15 protein-coding genes and 1 tRNA gene are annotated in these 19,473 nt (G+C 61.6%); 9 read left to right on the top strand and 7 right to left on the bottom strand.

Annotation, left to right across the window (positions count from 1 at the left end; all coding sequences use genetic code 11):
* Positions 1 to 59: 59 nt before the first annotated feature.
* A complete protein-coding gene (locus tag FHR23_RS12165; protein WP_343043134.1) occupies positions 60 to 680 on the top strand; it encodes a S24 family peptidase in 621 nt (206 codons plus the stop codon).
* A 6-nt stretch (positions 681 to 686) separates the two neighbouring features.
* Here FHR23_RS12165 and FHR23_RS12170 read toward each other — a convergent pair whose 3' ends face one another.
* On the bottom strand, positions 687 to 875 hold the full coding sequence (locus FHR23_RS12170) for a hypothetical protein (RefSeq protein WP_184004325.1): 189 nt from the start codon (positions 873 to 875) through the stop codon (positions 687 to 689).
* A 158-nt stretch (positions 876 to 1,033) separates the two neighbouring features.
* Here FHR23_RS12170 and FHR23_RS12175 point away from each other — a divergent pair, with 158 nt between their 5' ends.
* The 5 genes from FHR23_RS12175 (at position 1,034) to FHR23_RS12195 (ending at position 9,555) form a co-directional block, all read left to right on the top strand.
* Positions 1,034 to 1,261 carry a hypothetical protein gene (locus FHR23_RS12175; protein ID WP_184004327.1) on the top strand — a complete coding sequence of 76 codons (228 nt, stop codon included), beginning with the start codon at positions 1,034 to 1,036 and terminating at the stop codon, positions 1,259 to 1,261.
* A gap of 68 nt (positions 1,262 to 1,329) precedes the next feature.
* Complete coding sequence (locus FHR23_RS12180) at positions 1,330 to 3,297, top strand: autotransporter assembly complex protein TamA (RefSeq protein WP_184004329.1); 1,968 nt, start codon at positions 1,330 to 1,332, stop codon at positions 3,295 to 3,297.
* Entirely contained in the window at positions 3,294 to 7,478 is a 4,185-nt protein-coding gene (locus tag FHR23_RS12185; RefSeq protein WP_221227514.1) for a translocation/assembly module TamB domain-containing protein, read from the top strand. Before FHR23_RS12180 ends, FHR23_RS12185 begins: the two co-directional genes overlap by 4 nt.
* 13 nt (positions 7,479 to 7,491) lie before the next feature.
* On the top strand, positions 7,492 to 8,523 hold the full coding sequence (locus tag FHR23_RS12190) for an oxidoreductase (protein WP_184004331.1): 1,032 nt from the start codon (positions 7,492 to 7,494) through the stop codon (positions 8,521 to 8,523).
* A gap of 57 nt (positions 8,524 to 8,580) precedes the next feature.
* The gene (locus tag FHR23_RS12195) at positions 8,581 to 9,555 is read left to right on the top strand and encodes a quinone oxidoreductase family protein (RefSeq protein WP_184004333.1); all 975 of its coding nucleotides are present in this window, start codon (positions 8,581 to 8,583) and stop codon (positions 9,553 to 9,555) included.
* Positions 9,556 to 9,563: 8 nt separating this feature from the next.
* Here the strand turns inward: FHR23_RS12195 and FHR23_RS12200 are convergent, their stop codons facing one another.
* The 4 genes from FHR23_RS12200 to map form a co-directional block, all read right to left on the bottom strand.
* Complete coding sequence (locus FHR23_RS12200; protein ID WP_184004335.1) at positions 9,564 to 9,965, bottom strand: YidH family protein; 402 nt, start codon at positions 9,963 to 9,965, stop codon at positions 9,564 to 9,566.
* A 190-nt stretch (positions 9,966 to 10,155) separates the two neighbouring features.
* Positions 10,156 to 11,565, bottom strand: coding sequence for a type I glutamate--ammonia ligase (glnA, locus tag FHR23_RS12205; protein WP_184004337.1), 1,410 nt, complete (start codon positions 11,563 to 11,565; stop codon positions 10,156 to 10,158).
* 94 nt (positions 11,566 to 11,659) lie between these two features.
* Complete coding sequence (locus tag FHR23_RS12210; protein WP_184004339.1) at positions 11,660 to 11,998, bottom strand: P-II family nitrogen regulator; 339 nt, start codon at positions 11,996 to 11,998, stop codon at positions 11,660 to 11,662.
* A 194-nt stretch (positions 11,999 to 12,192) separates the two neighbouring features.
* A complete protein-coding gene (gene map / locus FHR23_RS12215; RefSeq protein ID WP_184004341.1) occupies positions 12,193 to 13,026 on the bottom strand; it encodes a type I methionyl aminopeptidase in 834 nt (277 codons plus the stop codon).
* A gap of 64 nt (positions 13,027 to 13,090) precedes the next feature.
* On the opposite strand from map, the gene FHR23_RS12220 reads away from it, so the two are divergent.
* Entirely contained in the window at positions 13,091 to 13,846 is a 756-nt protein-coding gene (locus FHR23_RS12220) for a competence/damage-inducible protein A (RefSeq protein WP_184004437.1), read from the top strand.
* A 5-nt stretch (positions 13,847 to 13,851) separates the two neighbouring features.
* Here FHR23_RS12220 and FHR23_RS12225 read toward each other — a convergent pair.
* Positions 13,852 to 13,925, bottom strand: a tRNA-Gly gene (locus FHR23_RS12225).
* Positions 13,926 to 14,454: 529 nt separating this feature from the next.
* On the opposite strand from FHR23_RS12225, the gene FHR23_RS12230 reads away from it, so the two are divergent.
* Entirely contained in the window at positions 14,455 to 15,051 is a 597-nt protein-coding gene (locus FHR23_RS12230; RefSeq protein ID WP_184004343.1) for an NADPH-dependent FMN reductase, read from the top strand.
* A 102-nt stretch (positions 15,052 to 15,153) separates the two neighbouring features.
* Positions 15,154 to 15,885: a metallophosphoesterase family protein gene (locus tag FHR23_RS12235; protein WP_184004345.1), complete on the top strand. Its 732-nt coding sequence runs from the start codon at positions 15,154 to 15,156 to the stop codon at positions 15,883 to 15,885.
* Positions 15,886 to 15,950: 65 nt separating this feature from the next.
* Here the strand turns inward: FHR23_RS12235 and FHR23_RS12240 are convergent, their stop codons facing one another.
* Positions 15,951 to 19,433: an autotransporter domain-containing protein gene (locus tag FHR23_RS12240; protein WP_246359857.1), complete on the bottom strand. Its 3,483-nt coding sequence runs from the start codon at positions 19,431 to 19,433 to the stop codon at positions 15,951 to 15,953.
* Between the last annotated feature and the right edge of the window lie 40 nt (positions 19,434 to 19,473).

Below are 19,473 nucleotides of genomic sequence, written 5' to 3' on the forward strand. Positions count from 1 at the left end.
CTGATCTGTTCTTTCAAATCCTACTTGTCTAGGAAATTTCCTACGTCTATTTCAAAACGGTGGAAAATACCGATCCCCGTGCCGCGCTCGATGCGCTGATTGCCGAAAGCGGTGACAGCTATGCCGCACTGTCGCGTATGCTGGGGCGCAACCCGGCCTATTTGCAGCAATATGTGAAGCGCGGGTCGCCCCGCATCCTGCCCGAGCGTGAACGCGCAATGCTGGCACGCTATTTCGGTGTTGCGCAGTCACGGCTCGGCGCGGCGGCTGAAAACAGCGTGATGGTCGCGGTCCCGGCACTGGCCGTGGTCGCGACAGCGGGGGCGGGCGGGCTGCTTGCCGATGAGGCTCGCTCGGTAGCGCGCTATTTCGATCCCGAACGGCTCCGCGCGCTGGGGATGGAGGCGCAAACCGCGTCGATCATCGAGGTACAGGGCGATTCGATGGAGCCGACGCTGTTCGCGGGTGACATGATCCTGATCGACGGCGCATCGAGGCGGATCACGAGGCGTGGCGGCCTGTTCGTAATCCGCATGGACGACGCGGTGATGGTGAAGCGTTTACGGCTGGAACGCGGGGAACCGGCCGTTCTGAGCGATAATCCGGCCTATCCGCCGGTCCGCGATCGTCCGTTCTCTATTATCGGGCGCGTCGCCTGGCTGGAACGCGTACCGCGCTGACCGGTCTCAATCCCTGTCGTTCCCGCGATCCCGCATCCAGATCAGCACCGCGATCGCCGTTCCCACCGCCAGTCCGATGACCGCACCGAGAAAGGCCTGCCCCATAAATGCGCCGATAATTCCGCCGGCAAGGATGCACAGTACCAGCGGAGCACCACCGGCAAGCGGGGTATGCGAAGGGTCGGGTTCAGCCATGGCGCATGTCTTGCCATGTCCCGCAACAGGACGCCAGCGTCCCTGCGCGGGACGGTCGGGACAGGTCGTAATCGGCACGCGGAGGGCGATTAACCTTCGTCTCCGGCGTACCTCCCGATATTAACAGATCTGGCACATCCTTTGTGTATCCGCGTCGCATGTTCGACGTATCCGTACCGCAGCATCCGTATATTTCCGGTCCTCAGGACTATCACGAAGCCAGCAAACTGATCGAATGTTACGGTGCCGAAGCCGTCATCGAAGCCGCTGCGCGCGCGCGGCGCTGCCGGAATCTGGGTAACCACATCAATTTCTGCCGCTGGCGGCAGATTGAACGCCTGATCGAGATGCTGGGCGACGACCGCGCCATGGGCACGCGCCACTGAACATCCATCCCTGTCGAACCGGCGCTAAACGATTGTCGGACAGGCACTTCCCGCGCTAGGAACCGGCTATGGTTCGTGCTGCCGCCGGGCGAGGCGCCTTTCGTATCGCCGCCACGCTGATTTTATCCGTACCGTCGGCTGCATGGGCGCAGTCGGCGACACCCGCGCCTGCACCATCGGGCGCGCAGGGCCAGTCGATGCTCGACCCCAATTCGCCGCTGGCGCCGCTGCCCGATCTGGGCGTGGCATGGCCCGATCTTTCGCAGCCGGAAACCACTGCAAAACCGGCGGATGAAGCCCGCAATCCCATGGCGGAGGCGCGTTATGACTATCGGATCGACGGGCTGGACGGGGTTGATGCACCGCTGCTGAAATCGCGCTTCGACGATCTGTCTGCCTTGCGGGAAAACCAGCATAGTCCTGCCAATCTGGCGCAGATCGACCGGCGTGCGCGTCAGGATTCCGAGTTGCTGACGGAACTGCTGCGCGCGGCGGGATATTACGATGCGCAGGTGACGAGCGATGTTGAACGCAACGGCCAGAAACCGGTTGCGGTGTTGCAGGCTGATCCGGGCACGCGCTACCGGTTCAGTCTGGTGACGGTTTCGGGACTGGACAAGACCGGCGCGCACGAAGCGGATTTGCGTAAGACCTTCGGGCTGAAGGCGGGGGATCCGGTCGATGCCGACGCGATTGCCGACGCCGTGAAACGCCTGAGCACCGCCATTTCCAATGAGGGTTTTCCCTTCGCTAAGGTGGGTAAACCCCAACTGGTCGTCGATCATGCAATGGATCAGGCACGGCTCGACCTGGCCGTCGTTCCCGGTGGAGATCGGGTCTTTGGCAAGATCGTCACGCCCGATACGCGCGTGTTCGGCGCGCATCATGTGCAGGAAATCGCCCGGTTCAAATCGGGGCAGCCCTATGATGCGAACGAAGTCGACGACCTGCGCCGCGCGCTGATTCAGACAGGCCTCGTTTCCTCGGTGAAGATCACGCCGGTCGAGGGCAGTACCCCGGACACCGTCGACCTGCGTGTGGCGATGACGCCCGCGCCGCCGCGCACGATTGCCGGCGAACTGGGCTATGGCACCGGGGAGGGCGCCCGCGCAGAGATTAGCTGGACGCACCGTAACCTGTTGAAGCCGGAGGGGGCGCTGACACTACGCGGCGTACTGGGTACCCGCGAACAGCTCGGCAGCGTGATTTTCCGTCGCAACAATTTCCATGGGCGCGACCGTGTGCTGACCTCGCAGATTTCGGCCGCGCATACGCAGCGCACCGCTTATGACGCCAATACCTTCCAGCTTTCGACCACGCTGGAACGGCAGACCAACATTTTCTTTCAGAAGAAATGGACCTGGTCGCTGGGCGCCGAATTGCTGGCATCCGATGAACGCGACGTGATCGCCTCGACCGGGCAGCCGCGCAGGCGGACCTATTTCATCGGCGCACTGCCAACCAGCCTGGACTATGACGGGTCGGACGATCTGCTGAATCCGACCCGCGGCTTCCGGCTGGGCGCGCGCGTGTCGCCGGAATTGTCACTGATCGGCAAGGCATTCGGCTATGCCCGCGTTCAGTTCGACGCCAGCGCCTATCAGCCGGTGTCGAAAACGGTGGTGCTGGCACAGCGCGTCCGGCTCGGCAGCATATTGGGGGCACCGCGCGATGCGATTGCGCCGTCGCGGCGTTTCTATGCAGGCGGCGGTGCCTCGGTGCGCGGCTATGGCTATCAGGATATCGGACCGCGCGATCCGAACAACGATCCCATCGGCGGACGCAGCCTCGCTGAATTTTCAATCGAAGCGCGGGTGAAGGCGTTCGGCAATTTCGGTGTCGTGCCCTTTCTCGACGCGGGTAATATCTACACCAGCACGCTGCCGAAATTCACCGGATTCCGCTTCGGTACAGGGCTGGGCGTGCGCTATTACAGTAGCTTCGGCCCGATCCGTGTCGATGTCGGCACGCCGATCAATCCGCAACCGGGCGATCCGCGCATTGCCGTCTATGTGTCGCTGGGACAGGCGTTTTGACCAACGAAATTCCTGACGGTGAGACCGAGGGCACGCCCGAAGCCGTTGAAGCGACGGGCGGCCGGGCGCGTTGGGTGCGCCGGATCGTCGGCACGCTGCTGCTGATTGCGGCATTGCTGGCGGCGGGACTGGCGGCGCTCGATACGGATATCGGTCATCGCTTCATCGCAGACCGGATTGCAGCGCTGCAACCGGCCAATGGTCTGCGCTTTCAGGTCGGCCGGATTGACGGCTCGATTTACGGCAAGGCACGGATCAGCGACCTGACGATCGCCGATTCTCACGGCGTTATCCTCCGCGCGCCGGTGGCCGATCTCGACTGGAACCCGCTGGGCTGGTTGTCCAACCGGCTGGAGATTCACAGTCTGACCGTACCCCGCGCGACACTGGAAAAGCTGCCGCAACTGACCCCGACCGGAAAGCAGGGACCGATTCTGCCGGGATTCGATATCCATGTCGGCGCTTTGCGGATCGACCGGCTGACGGTTGCCAGAGCGGTTACCGGCAAGGAGCGGGCGGGGCGGCTGGCCGCGCGCGCCGATATCCGGTCGGGACGCGCGCTCGTCAATCTCGCGGCAGAGGTGGATGGCAGCGACAAGCTGCACCTGGCACTGGATGCAGAGCCGGACCGTGATCGCTTCGATCTCGACGTGCTGGCGCGGGGCAGTGCCGATGGCGTACTGGCAAAGCTTACCGGCATCGCCAAACCGCTGGAGCTTCGAATTGCGGGCGACGGCCATTGGCAACGCTGGGACGGCACCGCGATCGCCGCCGCAGGGGGGAAACGCATCATCAACCTCAAACTCGTCAATCGCGCTGGCGGGTATGCGCTGGGCGGCACGGTCACGCCTGCGACGATTAGCGAGGGTAAGGCGCACCGGCTGACCGCGCCGATGGTGCGCGTGCTCGCCTCTGCCCGGTTGAAGAACCGACGATTGACTGGAAAGGTCGATCTCCGCTCGGCGGCACTGAAACTGAACGCGACCGGTACGCTTGACCTTGCCGCCAGCGCCTATCGCAACGTCCGCATCCGCGCCGATCTGCTCCGACCATCGGCACTGTTTCCCAACATGACTGGCCGGAATATCGAGTTGCGGGCAATCCTCGACGGGGCGTTCGCGACCGCCTCGTTCGACTATCGTCTGAATGCCGCGCGCGTTGCCTTTGACGATACCGGGTTCGAACAGGTCTATGCCGGCGGCAAGGGCCATCTGTCGAAAGCGCCGGTGACGGTGCCGCTGACCCTGACCGCGGCGCGCGTGACCGGGGTGGGCGATGTCGCGGGAGGTATCCTGCGCAATCTGCGCGTTGAAGGGCCGCTGAAAGTCACCAGCAGGATGCTGACCGGCAATGCGCTGAAAGTGCATTCGGACAAGCTGAATGCGACGATCAGCCTGTCCGTCGATCTGCGCACAGGCCGCTATCAGGTCGGCCTGACCGGCGGGATGCTGCGCTATCTGATCCCCGGCCTCGGCATTGTCGATGTCAGTTCGAAGCTGACCGTGGTGCCGGGGGCAGGCGGACACGGATCGCGCGTGGTGGGCACCGGTACCGCGCAGATGGTGCGGCTGGACAACGCCTTCTTCCAGTCGCTGATGCAAGGATTGCCGCACATCACCACCGGGCTGGAGCGCGGTCCCGATCTGGTGCTGCATTTCAACAATCTGGTGCTGACCTCTCCCGCGCTGACGCTGCGCGGCAATGGCTATCGCCGCCGTGACGGCACCTTCCATTTCGAAGGCAGCGGCACCCAGGCGACCTATGGCCCGCTGACGCTGGTGCTGGACGGCAAGATCGACCATCCGACGCTCGACCTGAAATTCGCGCATCCCAATGCCGCGCTTGGCCTGAAGGACGTGACCGCGCATCTCGACCCCACGCCGCAGGGCTTTTCCTTCACCGCGCAGGGCGGTTCGCGGATGGGGCCGTTTACGGGGGCGGGCGCAATCCTGTTGCCGTCCGGCGGCACCGCGCAGATCGCCATCGCCGCCCTGAATGTCGGGAAGATCGAGGGCAAAGGCACGCTCGACATCGTATCCGGCGGATTTCAGGGGAAGATTGGCATCAACGGCGGCGGCCTTTCCGGCGCGCTCGACTTCCGGCCGCAGGGGAATGTGCAGCGGATCGACGGCAGTCTGTCCGCGCGTCAGGCACAGCTCCCCGGCGACGTGACTGTCGGGCGCGGCAACGGCGCGTTCACGCTGCTGCTCGACCCGGCGGGAACGAAGGTCGATGCGTCGGTGCAGGCGGGCAGCATCCGGCGCGGTTCCTTATCCATCGGCCGTCTGATCGCGGATGCGAAGCTGACGGGTGGAAGCGGCACGATCAAAACCTCGATTGCCGGGGTTCGTGGACGTAGCTTTACCATCGATACCATCACGCACCTGACCCCGAATCGTATCGCCGTGGAAGGGCAGGGGACGCTCGACCGTCAGCCGTTGAAACTCGATCATGCCGCGGTGTTCACGCGGGCGGGCGAGGGATGGCAGCTTGCGCCCGTCAGCCTGAGTTTCGCGGGCGGTACGGCAAAGCTTTCGGGGCGGTTTGCCGAACCGGGCTATGCGATAGAGGCCAGCCTGACGCAAATGCCGCTGTCGGTGCTCAATATCGGCTATCCGGGGCTTGGGCTGGGCGGCAGCGCGACCGGCACATTCAGCTATGCTGCCCGTCCGGGCGGTGCGCCGACGGGCAAGGCGAACCTCACCATTCGCGGACTTACCCGGTCGGGGCTGGTGCTGTCTTCCACACCCGTCGATCTGGGTGTTGCGGCCATCCTGCAACCCGGCAAGGCGGCGGTGCGGATGATCGCGGCGAGCGGCGGGAAGACGATCGGGCGGGCGCAGATGCGTCTGACGCCCGCTAATCAAGGCTCGCTGGCGGATCGGCTGGGCAATGCCCCGATGTTCGCGCAACTTCGCTATGACGGCCCGGCCGATACCTTGTGGCGGATGAGCGGGATTGAACTGTTCGATCTTTCGGGACCAGTGGCAATCGGCGCGGATATCGGCGGTACCCCGTTCGACCCCCGGATCAAAGGGTCGCTGCGTACCCGCGATGCACGCATTCAAAGCGCCACCACCGGAACCAACCTGACGCAGGTACAGGCGGACGGGCGGTTCAACGGATCGCAACTGGTGATTGATCGCTTTGCCGCAGACGACGGTCGCAAGGGTAAGGTCACCGGCAGCGGTGATTTCGAATTTTCGCGTGTCCGTGGCGTCGGCATCGATCTCAATCTTCAGGCGGATCATGCGCAACTCATTAATCGCGATGAAATCGGCGCGGTCGTTACCGGGCCGCTGCGCATTCATTCGTCGGGATCCGGCGGGGTGATTTCCGGTGATGTCCGCCTCGACAGCAGCCGCTATCAGCTTGGCAAGGCAACCGCCGCCACCGAAATTCCGCAGATCGATACGAAGGAGGTCAATCTGCCCTTTGGTGCCGAAGAGGATGACGTGCCGACAAAACCCTGGAAACTGAATATCGCGGCGCGCGCGCCCGGCGGGATGATCGTCAAGGGGTTGGGGCTGAACAGCGAATGGTCTGCAAAGCTGAAGATCGCGGGGGAACCCGGCAATCCGTCGATCACGGGGCAGGCTACCCTGATCCGCGGCGATTATGAATTTGCCGGCCGTTCGTTCAACCTGGAACGCGGGGTCATCCGTTTCGAAGGGTCTGTACCCGCTAATCCCGCGCTCGACATCGTCGCCAATGCCGATACGCAGGGACTGAACGCGACGATCCGGGTCAGCGGCACTTCCGCCAAACCCGAAATCGGCTTCAGCAGCGTGCCCGCCCTGCCGGAGGACGAACTGCTCTCCCGTCTGTTGTTCGGCACTTCGATCACCAATTTGTCGGCACCCGAGGCGCTGCAACTTGCCTCGGCCGTGGCGGCGCTTCAAAATGGCGGTACGGGGCTGGACCCGATCAACGCGGTACGCCGCGCGGCGGGGCTGGACCGGCTGCGTATCCTGCCGCCGGACCCGCAAACCGGGCAGCAGACGGCGATTGCCGCGGGTAAATATGTGACCCGGCGAACCTATGTGGAGATCATCTCCGACGGGCAGGGTTATTCGGCGACGCGGCTGGAGTTTCAGCTTACCCGCTGGCTGTCGCTGCTCTCCACGGTTTCGACCATCGGGCGGCAGAGCGCGAACATACGGATATCGAAGGATTATTGACGAAGGGGTGCTGGTGACGGATCGGACGATACGGGTCGCATTGTTCGGCTATGGTACGGCGGGCAAGGTATTCCATGCACCGCTGATCGGTGCGGTGCCGGGGTTTGACCTTGCCTGTGTGGTAACCAGCCGGGCGGACGAAGTCGCACAGGACTGGCCGAGCGTCCGGGTCGCGGCCACGGTCGAGGAGGCGCTGGACGATCCCACAATCGATCTGGCGGTGGTCGCGACACCCGACCATTTGCACGCCGATCATGCGCGACTGGCAATTGCGGCGGGCAAGCATGTCGTGGTCGACAAGCCCTTTGCGCTAACCATGGACGATGCCCGCGACGTCGTGGAACGGGCAGAGCGGGCGGGGGTGAAGCTGAGCGTGTTTCAGAACCGCCGCTGGGACAGCGATTTCCTCACGCTTCGCAAGCTGATCGGGCAGGGCGATTTAGGTACGATCACGCATTTCGAATCGCATTTCGATCGGTTTCGGCCGGAATTGCGCCATCGCTGGAAAGAAGGGCCGGGGGCAGGCATCTGGCCGGGCTTGGGGCCGCATCTGATCGATCAGGCGCTGGTGCTCTTTGGCATGCCACAGGCGGTGTTTGCCGATATCGCAGCGCAAAAGGGCGGTGCCGCCCCCGATTACGCGCACGTCCTGCTGCGGTATGAGAAATTGCGGGTGCTGCTGCATATCAGCGAACTGACGCCGGTATCCGATTTGCGAATGGCGGTGCATGGCAGCGGCGGCACGTTCGTTAAATACGGCATGGACCCGCAGGAGGAGCAGTCGGGGATGGGCTTTCGTCCGGGGCAGCCCGGTTGGGGTATCGACTCGCGTCCGGGCGTTTTTACGCCTGCCGATGCGCTCAATATCCGTCGGACGGTAGAAGCGGAACCGGGCGACTATCGCGCCTTTTACCGCGCGCTGCATGGTGCATTGACTGATGATGCTCCTTTACCGGTCACTTCCGAAGAGGCGCTGAACGTCATGCAGATTTTCGACCTTGCCTTGCAAAGCAGTCGGAAGAGACGCGAAATTTCGATGGGTTGAAGCGCGGCCCGGCAGACGCCATCTCGCCGTCCTGTCGCAGCAAGAAAGGAAACGGCCATGGCCCATGTCGTACAAATTAAACGCACTGGCGGACCAGAGGCGCTGGAATGGGTTGCGACCAATGTGCCTGAACCTGCGGCAGGGGAAGTCCGGATACGTACGACCGCGGTCGGTCTGAACTATATCGATACCTATCACCGCAGCGGCCTGTATCCGCTTGATCTGCCTGCCGTTCCGGGCAGTGAAGCCACCGGAATCGTCGAAGCGGTGGGCGAAGGCGTAACCCGTTTCGCACCGGGCGACCGGGTCGGCACATTCGGTCCTGCGACGGGAGCCTATGCCACCGAACGCAATGTGCCTGTCGATCAACTGGTGAAATTGCCGGACGGCGTTACGGATGAGCAGGCGGCGGCGTTGATGCTGAAGGGCTGTACCGCACAATTTCTGATCGAGGATTGCGCCGGGGTGGTGCCGGGACAGACGGTGCTTGTCTATGCCGCGGCGGGGGGTGTCGGCCATATTCTCGTCGGCTGGCTGAAGGCCATCGGAGCGCATGTCATCGGCGTAGTGGGTAGCGCTGCAAAGGCGGAGCAGACGCTTGCCAATGGGGCGGATCATGTCATCCGGCACGACGAGGAGGATATCGCCGCGCGTGTTCGCGACCTGACCAATGGGGACGGCGTGCCGGTGATTTTCGATGGCGTAGGGCAGGCGACCTGGCAGGCTTCGCTCGACAGCGCGGCTCGGCGCGGCCTGATCGTCAGTTTCGGTAATGCCGGTGGGGCTGTGACGGATGTCAGTCTTGCTACGCTGGCGAAACACGGTTCGCTGTTCGTCACGCGTCCGACGCTGTTCGATTACGTGCTGAGCGCCGAAGCACGGCAGCGGTCTGTCGATCGCGTGTTTGCCATGCTGAAAAAAGGTGCGATCACGGCCGAGATCGGTCAGCGTTTTCCGCTGAAAAAGGCAGTCGAGGCCCATCGTGCGATCGAGGCGGGCAAGACCAGCGGATCGACCATCCTGATCCCCTGACACTTCGATCAGGGCTGCGCGGTCAGACTCCACAACCCGGCGATCAGGATCACGGCGCCGATACTGACTGATAGCGCGATTGCCCGTAAATAGCGGCGGCTGACGCGCTGGATCGAATGGGTATGCAGCCGCTCGATCGCTTCCGAGGCGCGACGCTCAGCACTCCAGAAAATGAAGATGCCGAGCAGGATGAAAAGCGTGGCCAGCGCCCTGGGCAGCCAGTTGGGATGCAATTCCTGAAATAGCGCGAGAAAGCCGATACCGATCCCCAGCGACGCCATTCCGGTGCGCAGCCATCCGGCAAAAGTACGCTCCAGCGCCAGAATGGTTCTGTCTTCGGCCAGTTGCGTGCTGTTCCATTCGGACAGCGCGGTCGTAGCGGCGGTTTGTTCGGTCTCAGGTCCAGCCATGCCGCATCCTTTCGGCAGCCGTGCCTATTCGCAAGAGCCAATCAGCGCGAACCGGGTTATGTCTGAAAAGAAAACACCCGGAGAGTCGCCTCTCCGGGTGCCTGCTGTCCGTTCCGCCGGATAGCGGCAGGACGGTTACCAATTCTGTAACGTTTCGTGCGAAAAACGAAAGCGTTACAATCGCCTGCCGTCAGGACGAATAATACATGTCATATTCGACCGGGCTGGGCGTCGTTTCGAATGCGATCACTTCTTCCCATTTCAGGTCGGCATAGGCGTCGATCTGATCCTTGGTGAAGACATCGCCTTTCAGCAGGAATTCGTGATCGTCCTGCAACGCAACAAGAGCCTCACGCAGCGAGCCGCACACGGTCGGTACGTTGACCAGCTCGGCAGGCGGCAGGTCATAGAGGTTCTTGTCCATCGCCTCGCCGGGATGGATCTTGTTCTGAATGCCGTCCAGACCCGCCATCAGCAGCGCCGCATAAGCGAGATAGGGGTTGGCCATCGCGTCGGGGAAACGGAATTCAACGCGCTTCGCCTTCGATCCCGCGCCATAGGGAATGCGGCACGAAGCCGAACGGTTGCGGCTGGAATATGCCAGCAGCACCGGTGCTTCAAAGCCCGGCACCAGCCGCTTGTAGCTGTTGGTCGTCGGGTTGGTGAAGGCGTTCAGCGCGCGTGCATGCTTGATGACGCCGCCGATATAATAAAGGCACATTTCCGACAGACCGGCATAGCCGTCGCCGGCGAATAGCGGCGTCTTCCCGTTCCAGATCGACATATGCGTGTGCATACCCGACCCGTTATCGTCCTTGATCGGCTTGGGCATGAAGGTCGCGGTCTTGCCATAGGCCTGCGCCACCTGATGCACGACATATTTATAGATCTGCATCCGGTCGGCGGTTTGCGTCAGCGTGCCGAAGGTCAGGCCGAGTTCGTGCTGTGCAGCGGCCACTTCGTGGTGATGTTTATCGCAGGGCAGCCCCATTTCCATCATGGTCGAAACCATTTCGGCACGAATATCGACAGCGGAGTCAACCGGTGCGACAGGGAAATAGCCGCCCTTTGCACGCGGGCGATGGCCCAGATTGCCGGACTCATATTCCTTGCCCGAATTGGTCGGCAGTTCGATATCGTCGATCGCGAAATAGCTGGTCGCATAACCGGTTTCGAAGCGGACATCGTCGAACATGAAGAACTCGGCTTCGGGGCCGACATAGACGGTGTCGCCCAGCCCGGTGTTCTTCAGATAAGCCTCGGCGCGCTTGGCGGTCGAGCGCGGATCACGGGCATAGAGATCACCGGTCGATGGTTCGACCACGTCGCAGAACAGCACCAGCATCGGCGTGGCGGAAAACGGGTCCATGTAAGCAGCGTCGAGGTCGGGCTTCAGGATCATGTCCGATTCGTTGATCGCCTTCCAGCCGGCAATCGACGATCCGTCGAACATCAGGCCTTCGTTCAGTTCATCCTCGCCGATGACGCCGGATACCATCGTCAGATGCTGCCATTTGCCCTTCGGATCGGTGAAGCGAAGGTCGACCCATTCAGCTTCATTTTCCTTGATCATTTTCAGGATGCTGCTGGCGTTAGCCATGATTGATACCCTTTCTCTTGAAACGGATGCTGCGCGAATCACGCAATCATATTGCAATTCGTCGCGGGGTTTTCACTATAAATGTTGCGCCGCGTCAAATGGCGTCGTCGTTTCTTTCGCCGGTACGGATGCGCAACGCGGTTTCGATGGGCACGACGAAAATCTTGCCGTCGCCGATCCGGCCGGTCTGGGCGGCGGCGGCGATGGCTTCGACGACGCGCTCAGCCAGCGCATCCTCCACCACGACCTCCAGCTTCACCTTGGGCAGGAAATCAACGACATATTCGGCACCGCGATAGAGTTCGGTATGGCCTTTCTGGCGCCCGAAGCCCTTGGCCTCGGTCACGGTAATGCCGGACACACCAACTTCGTGCAGCGCTTCCTTCACCTCATCCAGCTTGAACGGCTTGATGATGGCTTCGATCTTTTTCACGCGTGCTCCCCCTTGTACTCAGGCCCTTGTGTTCAGGCGCGACTTTTGGGCCGCGCTTGGGACAATACAAACTCCGTGCCAGTCGCTCGGACCCCGAAGGGCTGCGGGGTTGGGCGACCGTACCGGATGCGAATATGCCTAATGATTAGGCAATGCTATCCCGACTGCCCGATTGCGGGGCACCCGAAAGGCGGTCAGGCTGCGTCATAGGGCGGATGATGCAGCCCCTTTGGACTCAGAGTGAAAATTTCACACCCGTCTTCGGTGATGCCGATCGAATGTTCGAACTGTGCCGACAGCGAACGATCGCGCGTCACCGCGGTCCAGCCGTCGTCGAGCAGCTTCACATCGGCGCGACCGATATTGATCATCGGTTCGATGGTGAAAAACATGCCGGGCTTCAGCTCCGGTCCGGTTCCGGGGCGACCGACATGCACCACCTCCGGCGCATCATGAAACAGCCGCCCGACGCCATGCCCGCAGAAATCGCGAACCACGCCATAGCGGTGCTGTTCCGCGTGCCGCTGAATGGCGTTGGCGACATCGCCCATCCGGTTGCCGGGCTTCGCCTGTTCGATGCCCAGCATCAGGCATTCATAGGTGACTTCGACCAGTCGCCGGGCCTTTAACGGCACGTCACCGACCAGATACATGCGGCTGGTATCGCCGTGCCAGCCGTCGAGCAGCGGCGTTACGTCGATATTGACGATATCGCCGTTTTTCAGCTTCTTGTCTGACGGAATGCCGTGGCACACGACGTGGTTGATCGAGATGCAGCAGCTATGCGTATAGCCGCGATAGCCCAGCGTCGCAGGCACGCCGCCGCCGTCCAGCGTCATTTTCCGGACGATATCGTCCAGTTCGCCGGTGGTGACACCCGGCACGACATGGGGCACCAGCGCATCGAGGATTTCGGCGGCCAGTCGTCCCGCCTTGCGCATCCCCTCAAACCCTTCCGGGCCATGTAGTTTGATCGAACCCGTCCGCGCAAGCGGTGTATCGGCATTGGTTTCAACATAATCGGTCATGTTGCGGCATATAGCGCTTTCGACAGCGCTTTGCGAGGGCGTCTGGCTGGGCTATGGCGCCTTCATGGCAGAACGCATCTGGACAGCCGCCCTTGCCGTGATCGGCGATGAAATCCTGTCGGGCAGGACGCAGGACAAAAATGTTCAGCAGATTGCGGTCTGGCTGAATGCTCAGGGGATACGGCTTGCCGAGGTGCGTATCGTGCCCGACCGCACCGATGCGATTGTCGAGGCGGTAAACATTTTGCGCGGCCGAAACGATTATCTGTTCACCACCGGTGGCATCGGGCCGACGCACGATGACATCACCGTCGATGCGATTGCCGCAGCGCTGGGTGTCGGCGTGATTGTCCATCCCGAAGCGCGAGCGATGCTGGAGTTGCATTATGCAACGCGCGGCGGCCTGACCGAGGCGCGGCTGCGCATGGCGCGCGTGCCCGATGGTGCCGAACTGATCGCCAATCGCATGTCGGGCGCGCCGGGTATCCGCATCGGCAATATCTTCATTCTGGCCGGCGTTCCGGCGATCACCGCCGGTATGCTGGATGCGCTGACCGGGACGCTGGAGGGCGGAGCCCCGATGGTGGCCCGCACCATCGGTTGCTGGGTCGCCGAAAGCGAAGTGGCAGACATTTTGCGAGAGATTGAACGCGATCAGGACGGTGTTGCGATCGGGAGCTATCCCTTCTTTCGCGAAGGCCGGGTCGGCGCCAATTTCGTCATCCGCGCGACCCGTCAGTCCAACGTGGATGCGTGCACCGAACAACTCGTTCAGGCGCTTCGCAAGGCTGGCTACGATCCGGCTGACGGCGGTATTTGAGATTCTGGAGCGGGCGAAGGGAATCGAACCCTCGTCGTAAGCTTGGGAAGCTTCTGCTCTGCCATTGAGCTACGCCCGCATTTCAAGGGTCTGGATGCACGCTGCACCATCGTTTTGCAGAGTGTTTTGCAAAACGCCCCTGAGCGGAGTTCCATTTGCCTTTCGCACTGGCCTTCGTCAATGCTTCATTGCAAAAGGCGGCGCGGTTTTACGCCCGGAAGAGGGTCATTTTTAGACCTGATTTCAGGCTGGACGTATATCCCCGCTATCATTGGCTCTCGCCGGATCGGTGAGGGCTAATGATGCAGTTTTTCAGATGCGTTGCAGAATGCGGGAAGTGCTCCTTTCGCCCTATACGTCGTCGAACGTATGCCATTGACCCGCTCAGGCGCGGTATGGGCGTCAAGACGATGCCGACATGGCCCGACATGGAGGCCTGCGTATCGATAAAGCGATTATGCTGATACAGGCATAAGCGATGGCATTCCGGATGGGGAACGCCAGATTATCCTGTCCAGCCTGACGGCATAGTGCGTCTGTCCCGTTTCGGGGGTTGCAATGCGGCGACGGAATTGCTGGGTAGCGTGCGCGCCATCAAGGAGGATCACATGCCTAAAAAGCCGTTCGTCGTGGGTATCGGCGGAACCGCCCGGCAGGGGTCGTCCACCGAGCAGGCGCTATCTATTGCGCTCTCCTCTGCCGAACGGGCAGGTGCCGAAGTGGCGATGTTCGGCAGTGAGGCGCTGCTTGCCCTGCCGCATTATCTGACCCCCGAATCGGAAACCAGCGAACAGGGCCGCGCGCTGGTGGAGGCGATCCGCCGTGCCGATGGCGTGATCCTGTCCAGCCCCGGTTATCACGGGTCGATTTCCGGCCTGTTGAAGAACGCCATCGACTATCTGGAAGAAACCGCACGTGACGAGCGCGTGTATCTGGACGGGGTGCCGGTCGGTCTGATCGTTACCGCTTATGGGTGGCAGGCGACGGGAAGCACGCTAGCGACCATGCGTGCGATCGTCCACGCCCTGCGCGGGTGGCCAACGCCGCTGGGCGTGGCGATCAAGGCAGAGAGCGGCACCTTCGTCGATGGCGAATGTCGTGATGACGTCGCGTGCAATCAGCTCAATCTGGTCGGGCGTCAGGTGTTCGAGTTCGCCCAGCTTCGCATTGCCAATCCCAATGTGACGGAAACCGGCCGGGAATAAGCGTTCACTTCCCGATATATATCCTCTTCCGGTGGAGTGTCGGAACCCGACGCGGCCTGTTCGGTTCGTCAGGGGCGTTGTCATTCAACATCGGGAAACATCATGCCGCGCCTGTTCCATGTCAGTGACATCCATTTCGGTGCGGAAGACCCGCTGGCGCTTGCCTGGTTTGCCGACATGGTTGCGCAAAATGAGCCTGCGGCGATTCTTGTCACCGGGGATCTGACCATGCGGGCGCGGCGGCGGGAATTCGCCGCCGCGGCGCGCTGGCTGGAAGCACTGGGTCGCCCGGTTACGGTGGAGGTGGGCAATCACGACCTGCCTTATTTCAATCCGGTGGCACGATTCCTTCGTCCCTATGCCCGGTATCGCGCAGTCGAGAAGCGGATTGAGCGTCCGCTGACCCTGCCGAACGTGGCGGTGATCCCGCTGAAGACCACGGCGCGGTTTCAATGGCGGCTCAACTGGTCGAAGGGTAAAGTGGGGGAGGAAAGCCTGATTAAGGCAAGAGAGCGGGTGCGTGCGTCATCGCGAGCCGGACAGGTGACGCTGGTGACGTGTCATCATCCGCTGGTCGAGGCGGGGACGAGCGGTACCGCACGTACCCATCATGGTCCAGGCGCCCTGAAGATACTGGCGGCAAGCGGGGTGGATGCGGTGCTGTCGGGGCATGTGCATGATCCGTTCGATATCGACTATCCGGTCGGGAACCGGCGCGTCCGATTGATCGGGGCGGGCACGCTTTCGGAACGGACCCGTGCGACGCGGCCTTCGTTCAACGATATCCTGATCGATGAAAACGGGATCGATGTGACGGTCCAACGCCTGTCCTGACCGCCATAAAGGAAAAAGGCGGCTCGCTTCCGAACCGCCTTTTTTATTCAATATGACGATTCCGATCAGAAGCGGATGGTGGCAGTTCCGCGGAAAGTCTGATTGGTGATATCCTCACGACCGACCGTGAAGTCGGTGGATACCGCCAGATTCAGCCGCTCGCTGCCGATGCGGAAACCGCCGCTGATTTCTCCCCAGTCACGATCGGTCGCGGGCAGCGCAAACAGCGCATCCGGGCCGATGCCGCCGACGAAATTGGCAGCGAAATAGCTGGGGTGCTTGGCGAAATCATGGACATAGGTGCCGCTGACAAAGGGCTGTACGCTGCCCAGGCGGCTCGACAGATTCAGTCCACCACGACCCTGAATAGTGTCGTAATTGCCCAGATTATACATCAGCGCCGGGCCGTTACCGGTTTCGACCGCGGGGCCGAATTCGACATGCGCGGCGCGAACGGCAATCCGCGGGGTGATCGTGACACCGGCGGAACCGAATGCCTTGCTCAGCCCTGTCTCGCCGCTCAGCGCATAGGCGGTATCGTTCGACTTCAGGTTGAACATGGTCGTACCCGCTGCCACTGCGCGGCTGGTGTCATAGTTCAGCGCGCCGAGGCTAAGCTGCGAGTCCAGCGTGATCCCGTAGCCAAAGCCCGTCTTGCCGTAGAAGGTAAGCTGATAGAGATTGTCGCCTTCGGACCGTCCGGCGGTATTCGGCTGCGCATCGACATGGGTGTAGGAGAAGCCGATGCCGAAGAAGCCGCTGTCCGGGAACGCCTTTTCCAGACCGCCTGCCAGGAAATATCCGTCGAAATCGTCGCGGGCATAGGGGCTGGCGGTCGGCATCCCGTCAGCATGACCGTTCAGATAGCCGCCGGAAACGAATGCCGACATGTCTTCCGGCAGGACGTTATGCTGAACATCCATCTGCCCGCCGCCATTGCCTGCCACGGATGTTGCCATCAGAGGGCTGGTGGCCGCGACCGAAGCGATCTGCATCGGCTGACCATAATAGGCCAGCGTTCCGCCCATATCGCCATTTTCCGACGTCGTCGTCAGACGGTTACGGAAAATCTGGTTCGAAGAGTCCAGCGCGGTGACGCCCATCGACCGCACCGATGCGGAAAAGCGCGGCGCATAGCTTTCCAGCGTCGCACGAATGCCGGATACGCTCATCAGGTCGAGCGGACCGTACAGGTCGGCGAACTTGTCATATACCGCACGGTTCTGATCGAGCAGGCGTGCATAGGATGTCTGGATCGGTGACGCGCGATTGACGACATCGATATATTTGCCCGCCGTTACGTCCACCACCACGGCGTTGGCAGTATAGTGCACATCGGGACGCAGGATCGCACTAATCGCCGGTGACACCGCATCGAACGTTCCCGTGACCCCGCCCTCTGCGGTTACGACGGTGTATTCATTGCCATAGCGGACCATGCCGTCGGCAGTCTGCGATAAGACCAGCGTGCCGCCGACATTCGCCATACCATCCAGCGGATTGCCATCGGCATCCGCAGTCGTGGCATTGACCGCGATCAGGTCGGAAACGCCGTTGCTGCCCAGATCGACCAAATAAACTGTGCCGGATGCAAGGCCCACATTACCGTTAAAGGTCAGCGTGCCGATCGTACCGACGCCGCCGGGCGCAATGACGCCGGCCATGCTGGTGAAATAGGGCGCATTGATCGTGCCGCTACCCTGCAGGCCGCCGCTCATGAGGAAGAAATCGCCCATGGTCGACAGCGTGCCGTTGACGCGCATCATGCCCGAATATTGCGTGATGTCGATCAGGCTGGTGAGCGAAGCGCCTGCGTTGATATCGAGGCCTGCATCGATATTGGCAATCGTCAACCGGTCGATCGTAACATCCGTCGAAAGGGTCGTTATGCCGCTGTTGGCCAGTGTCACGTCGAAATATCGCGGTGCGATACCGTTAGCAGGATCACCGTCGCTGTTATTGGGAACGAAATCTGTCGCTCCCGGCAGGCCGTTGGTCAGCGTGGGATCGGGAAGCGTCGGGCTGGAAGCATCGGCTGTCGTACCGGCAGACGCGCTGGCGGTGCCGCTGCTCAGCGATGCGGTCGAGGCAGACCCCTTGTCATTGGCCGTGGTGCCGATCGGATCGCCGGTGACCGTCTCGGTGCCTGAGCCCACGTCATAGCAGTCGCTGAAGGCGGTGGTCTGATAACAGGCCTGCCCGAAGGCGCCATCGCTGCCGGTCTTGCCCTCGCCGGGAGCGGTCGGGATACCGTTGACCAGATTGCCGTTCGCATCGATCACCATATAGGCCGGATCGAGATCGGTCTGCCAGTGCGTGGGGTCGCTCCATGCACCGTCACCCGCCTTGGCGGAGACGTAGTGATACGGATTGTTGGCGGCGATCCAGTCCCAATAGAGGTACAGCGGCTGATAGAAGCTGGCCGTACCATAGCCGTTCGGCGGGGCGCCGTTGAAGAAGCGGGTATAGCCGCCCGAAAGCACGCCGATCACGACCGGCTGATCAAAGGTGTCATCAAGGATCAGGGGGCCGCCGGAGTCGCCGCTGGCAGTCGTGCCCTCGTTCGGCACGGCATTGTCGCGCCAGGCGTTGAAATCATATGGGCTGGCTTCCGCCGTGCCACGCTTCGGATCGTCAAAGTCGATCCAGTAGAGGTTTTGATACAGCCCGTTGGGCGATCCGAACAGGAAGGTTTCGAAGTCGTTGAGCGACGCAAGCGCGCCCAGCATGTTTTCCGCAACGCGGCGGCGATAGTCGATCCCGCCGGTCGAACCGGTGGAAGCCGATCCGTTATTTCCGTATCCTTCGATCGTTACATGATAGCCGGTGCCGTTGGCGTCGATCGTTGCCGGTGCGGGAAGGCGTGAGAACAGCAGCGACCAGGTAGGTACATCGGAAGCCGGCGTATCAAGCGCCGCCATTGCAACGTCGCTGTAGTAAAAGCCGTTTGCATCCGGTTCGAGCGAGCCGGGATTATAGGTAACGTAGTTGGAGTTATACATCGCCTGGGCGACATTGGTCTGGTAACCGCCAAACAGCCAGTTGCCGAAAGCGCTGTTACCGGCCTGATTATTGTTGTTCGAAAAACCGAATCCGATCGGTTTACCGCCATTGGCGGCACCGTAATCGGTGGCCGCATTCTCATTGACGCAGTGCGCGGCAAAAATCACGGTGCGCGGATTAATCAACGTGGCGGTGCAGAGACCCAGATAGCCATTCTGCTGATCAATCACCATCTGCCCGACGCCGGTGATGTCGTTCGGATCCAGGTCCGTGGAGGGCGTGCCGGGGTCCGCAATCACGATCTGCGGATCGGGTGCAACCTGTGTAATCGGAGCACTTTGGGCGACCCGATAGATGTTGGTAGGGGCGGTTCCGGACGTATCGCTCTGCGCTTCCAGATAGCTGTTCGTGATCGAATCGTTGATCGACGGACCTGCAATGTCGGTGGATTGCGCATTGGCCGTGCCGGTGACGGCAAAACAAATACCCGCCGCCGAAGCAAGCCAGAGCGAGCGGCGCGAATAAGCACGTAGCGACGATGACATATTTTAATTCCCCCAACTTTCAGATGGCCGCAACCTTATA

It is taken from the genome of Stakelama sediminis, from assembly GCF_014199335.1.
Lineage (GTDB): Bacteria > Pseudomonadota > Alphaproteobacteria > Sphingomonadales > Sphingomonadaceae > Sphingomonas > Sphingomonas sediminis.

Bases quoted from the DNA above. Each gene is read 5' to 3' on its own strand.
- FHR23_RS12195 (WP_184004333.1), top strand. From the start codon at position 8,581: ATGGCCCATGTCGTACAAATTAAACGCACTGGCGGACCAGAGGCGCTG.
- FHR23_RS12180 (WP_184004329.1), top strand. From the start codon at position 1,330: ATGGTTCGTGCTGCCGCCGGGCGAGGCGCCTTTCGTATCGCCGCCACG.
- FHR23_RS12220 (WP_184004437.1), top strand. From the start codon at position 13,091: ATGGCAGAACGCATCTGGACAGCCGCCCTTGCCGTGATCGGCGATGAA.
- FHR23_RS12170 (WP_184004325.1), bottom strand. From the start codon at position 875: ATGGCTGAACCCGACCCTTCGCATACCCCGCTTGCCGGTGGTGCTCCG.
- FHR23_RS12200 (WP_184004335.1), bottom strand. From the start codon at position 9,965: ATGGCTGGACCTGAGACCGAACAAACCGCCGCTACGACCGCGCTGTCC.
- FHR23_RS12235 (WP_184004345.1), top strand. From the start codon at position 15,154: ATGCCGCGCCTGTTCCATGTCAGTGACATCCATTTCGGTGCGGAAGAC.
- glnA (WP_184004337.1), bottom strand. From the start codon at position 11,565: ATGGCTAACGCCAGCAGCATCCTGAAAATGATCAAGGAAAATGAAGCT.
- FHR23_RS12175 (WP_184004327.1), top strand. From the start codon at position 1,034: ATGTTCGACGTATCCGTACCGCAGCATCCGTATATTTCCGGTCCTCAG.
- FHR23_RS12230 (WP_184004343.1), top strand. From the start codon at position 14,455: ATGCCTAAAAAGCCGTTCGTCGTGGGTATCGGCGGAACCGCCCGGCAG.
- FHR23_RS12240 (WP_246359857.1), bottom strand. From the start codon at position 19,433: ATGTCATCGTCGCTACGTGCTTATTCGCGCCGCTCGCTCTGGCTTGCT.
- map (WP_184004341.1), bottom strand. From the start codon at position 13,026: ATGACCGATTATGTTGAAACCAATGCCGATACACCGCTTGCGCGGACG.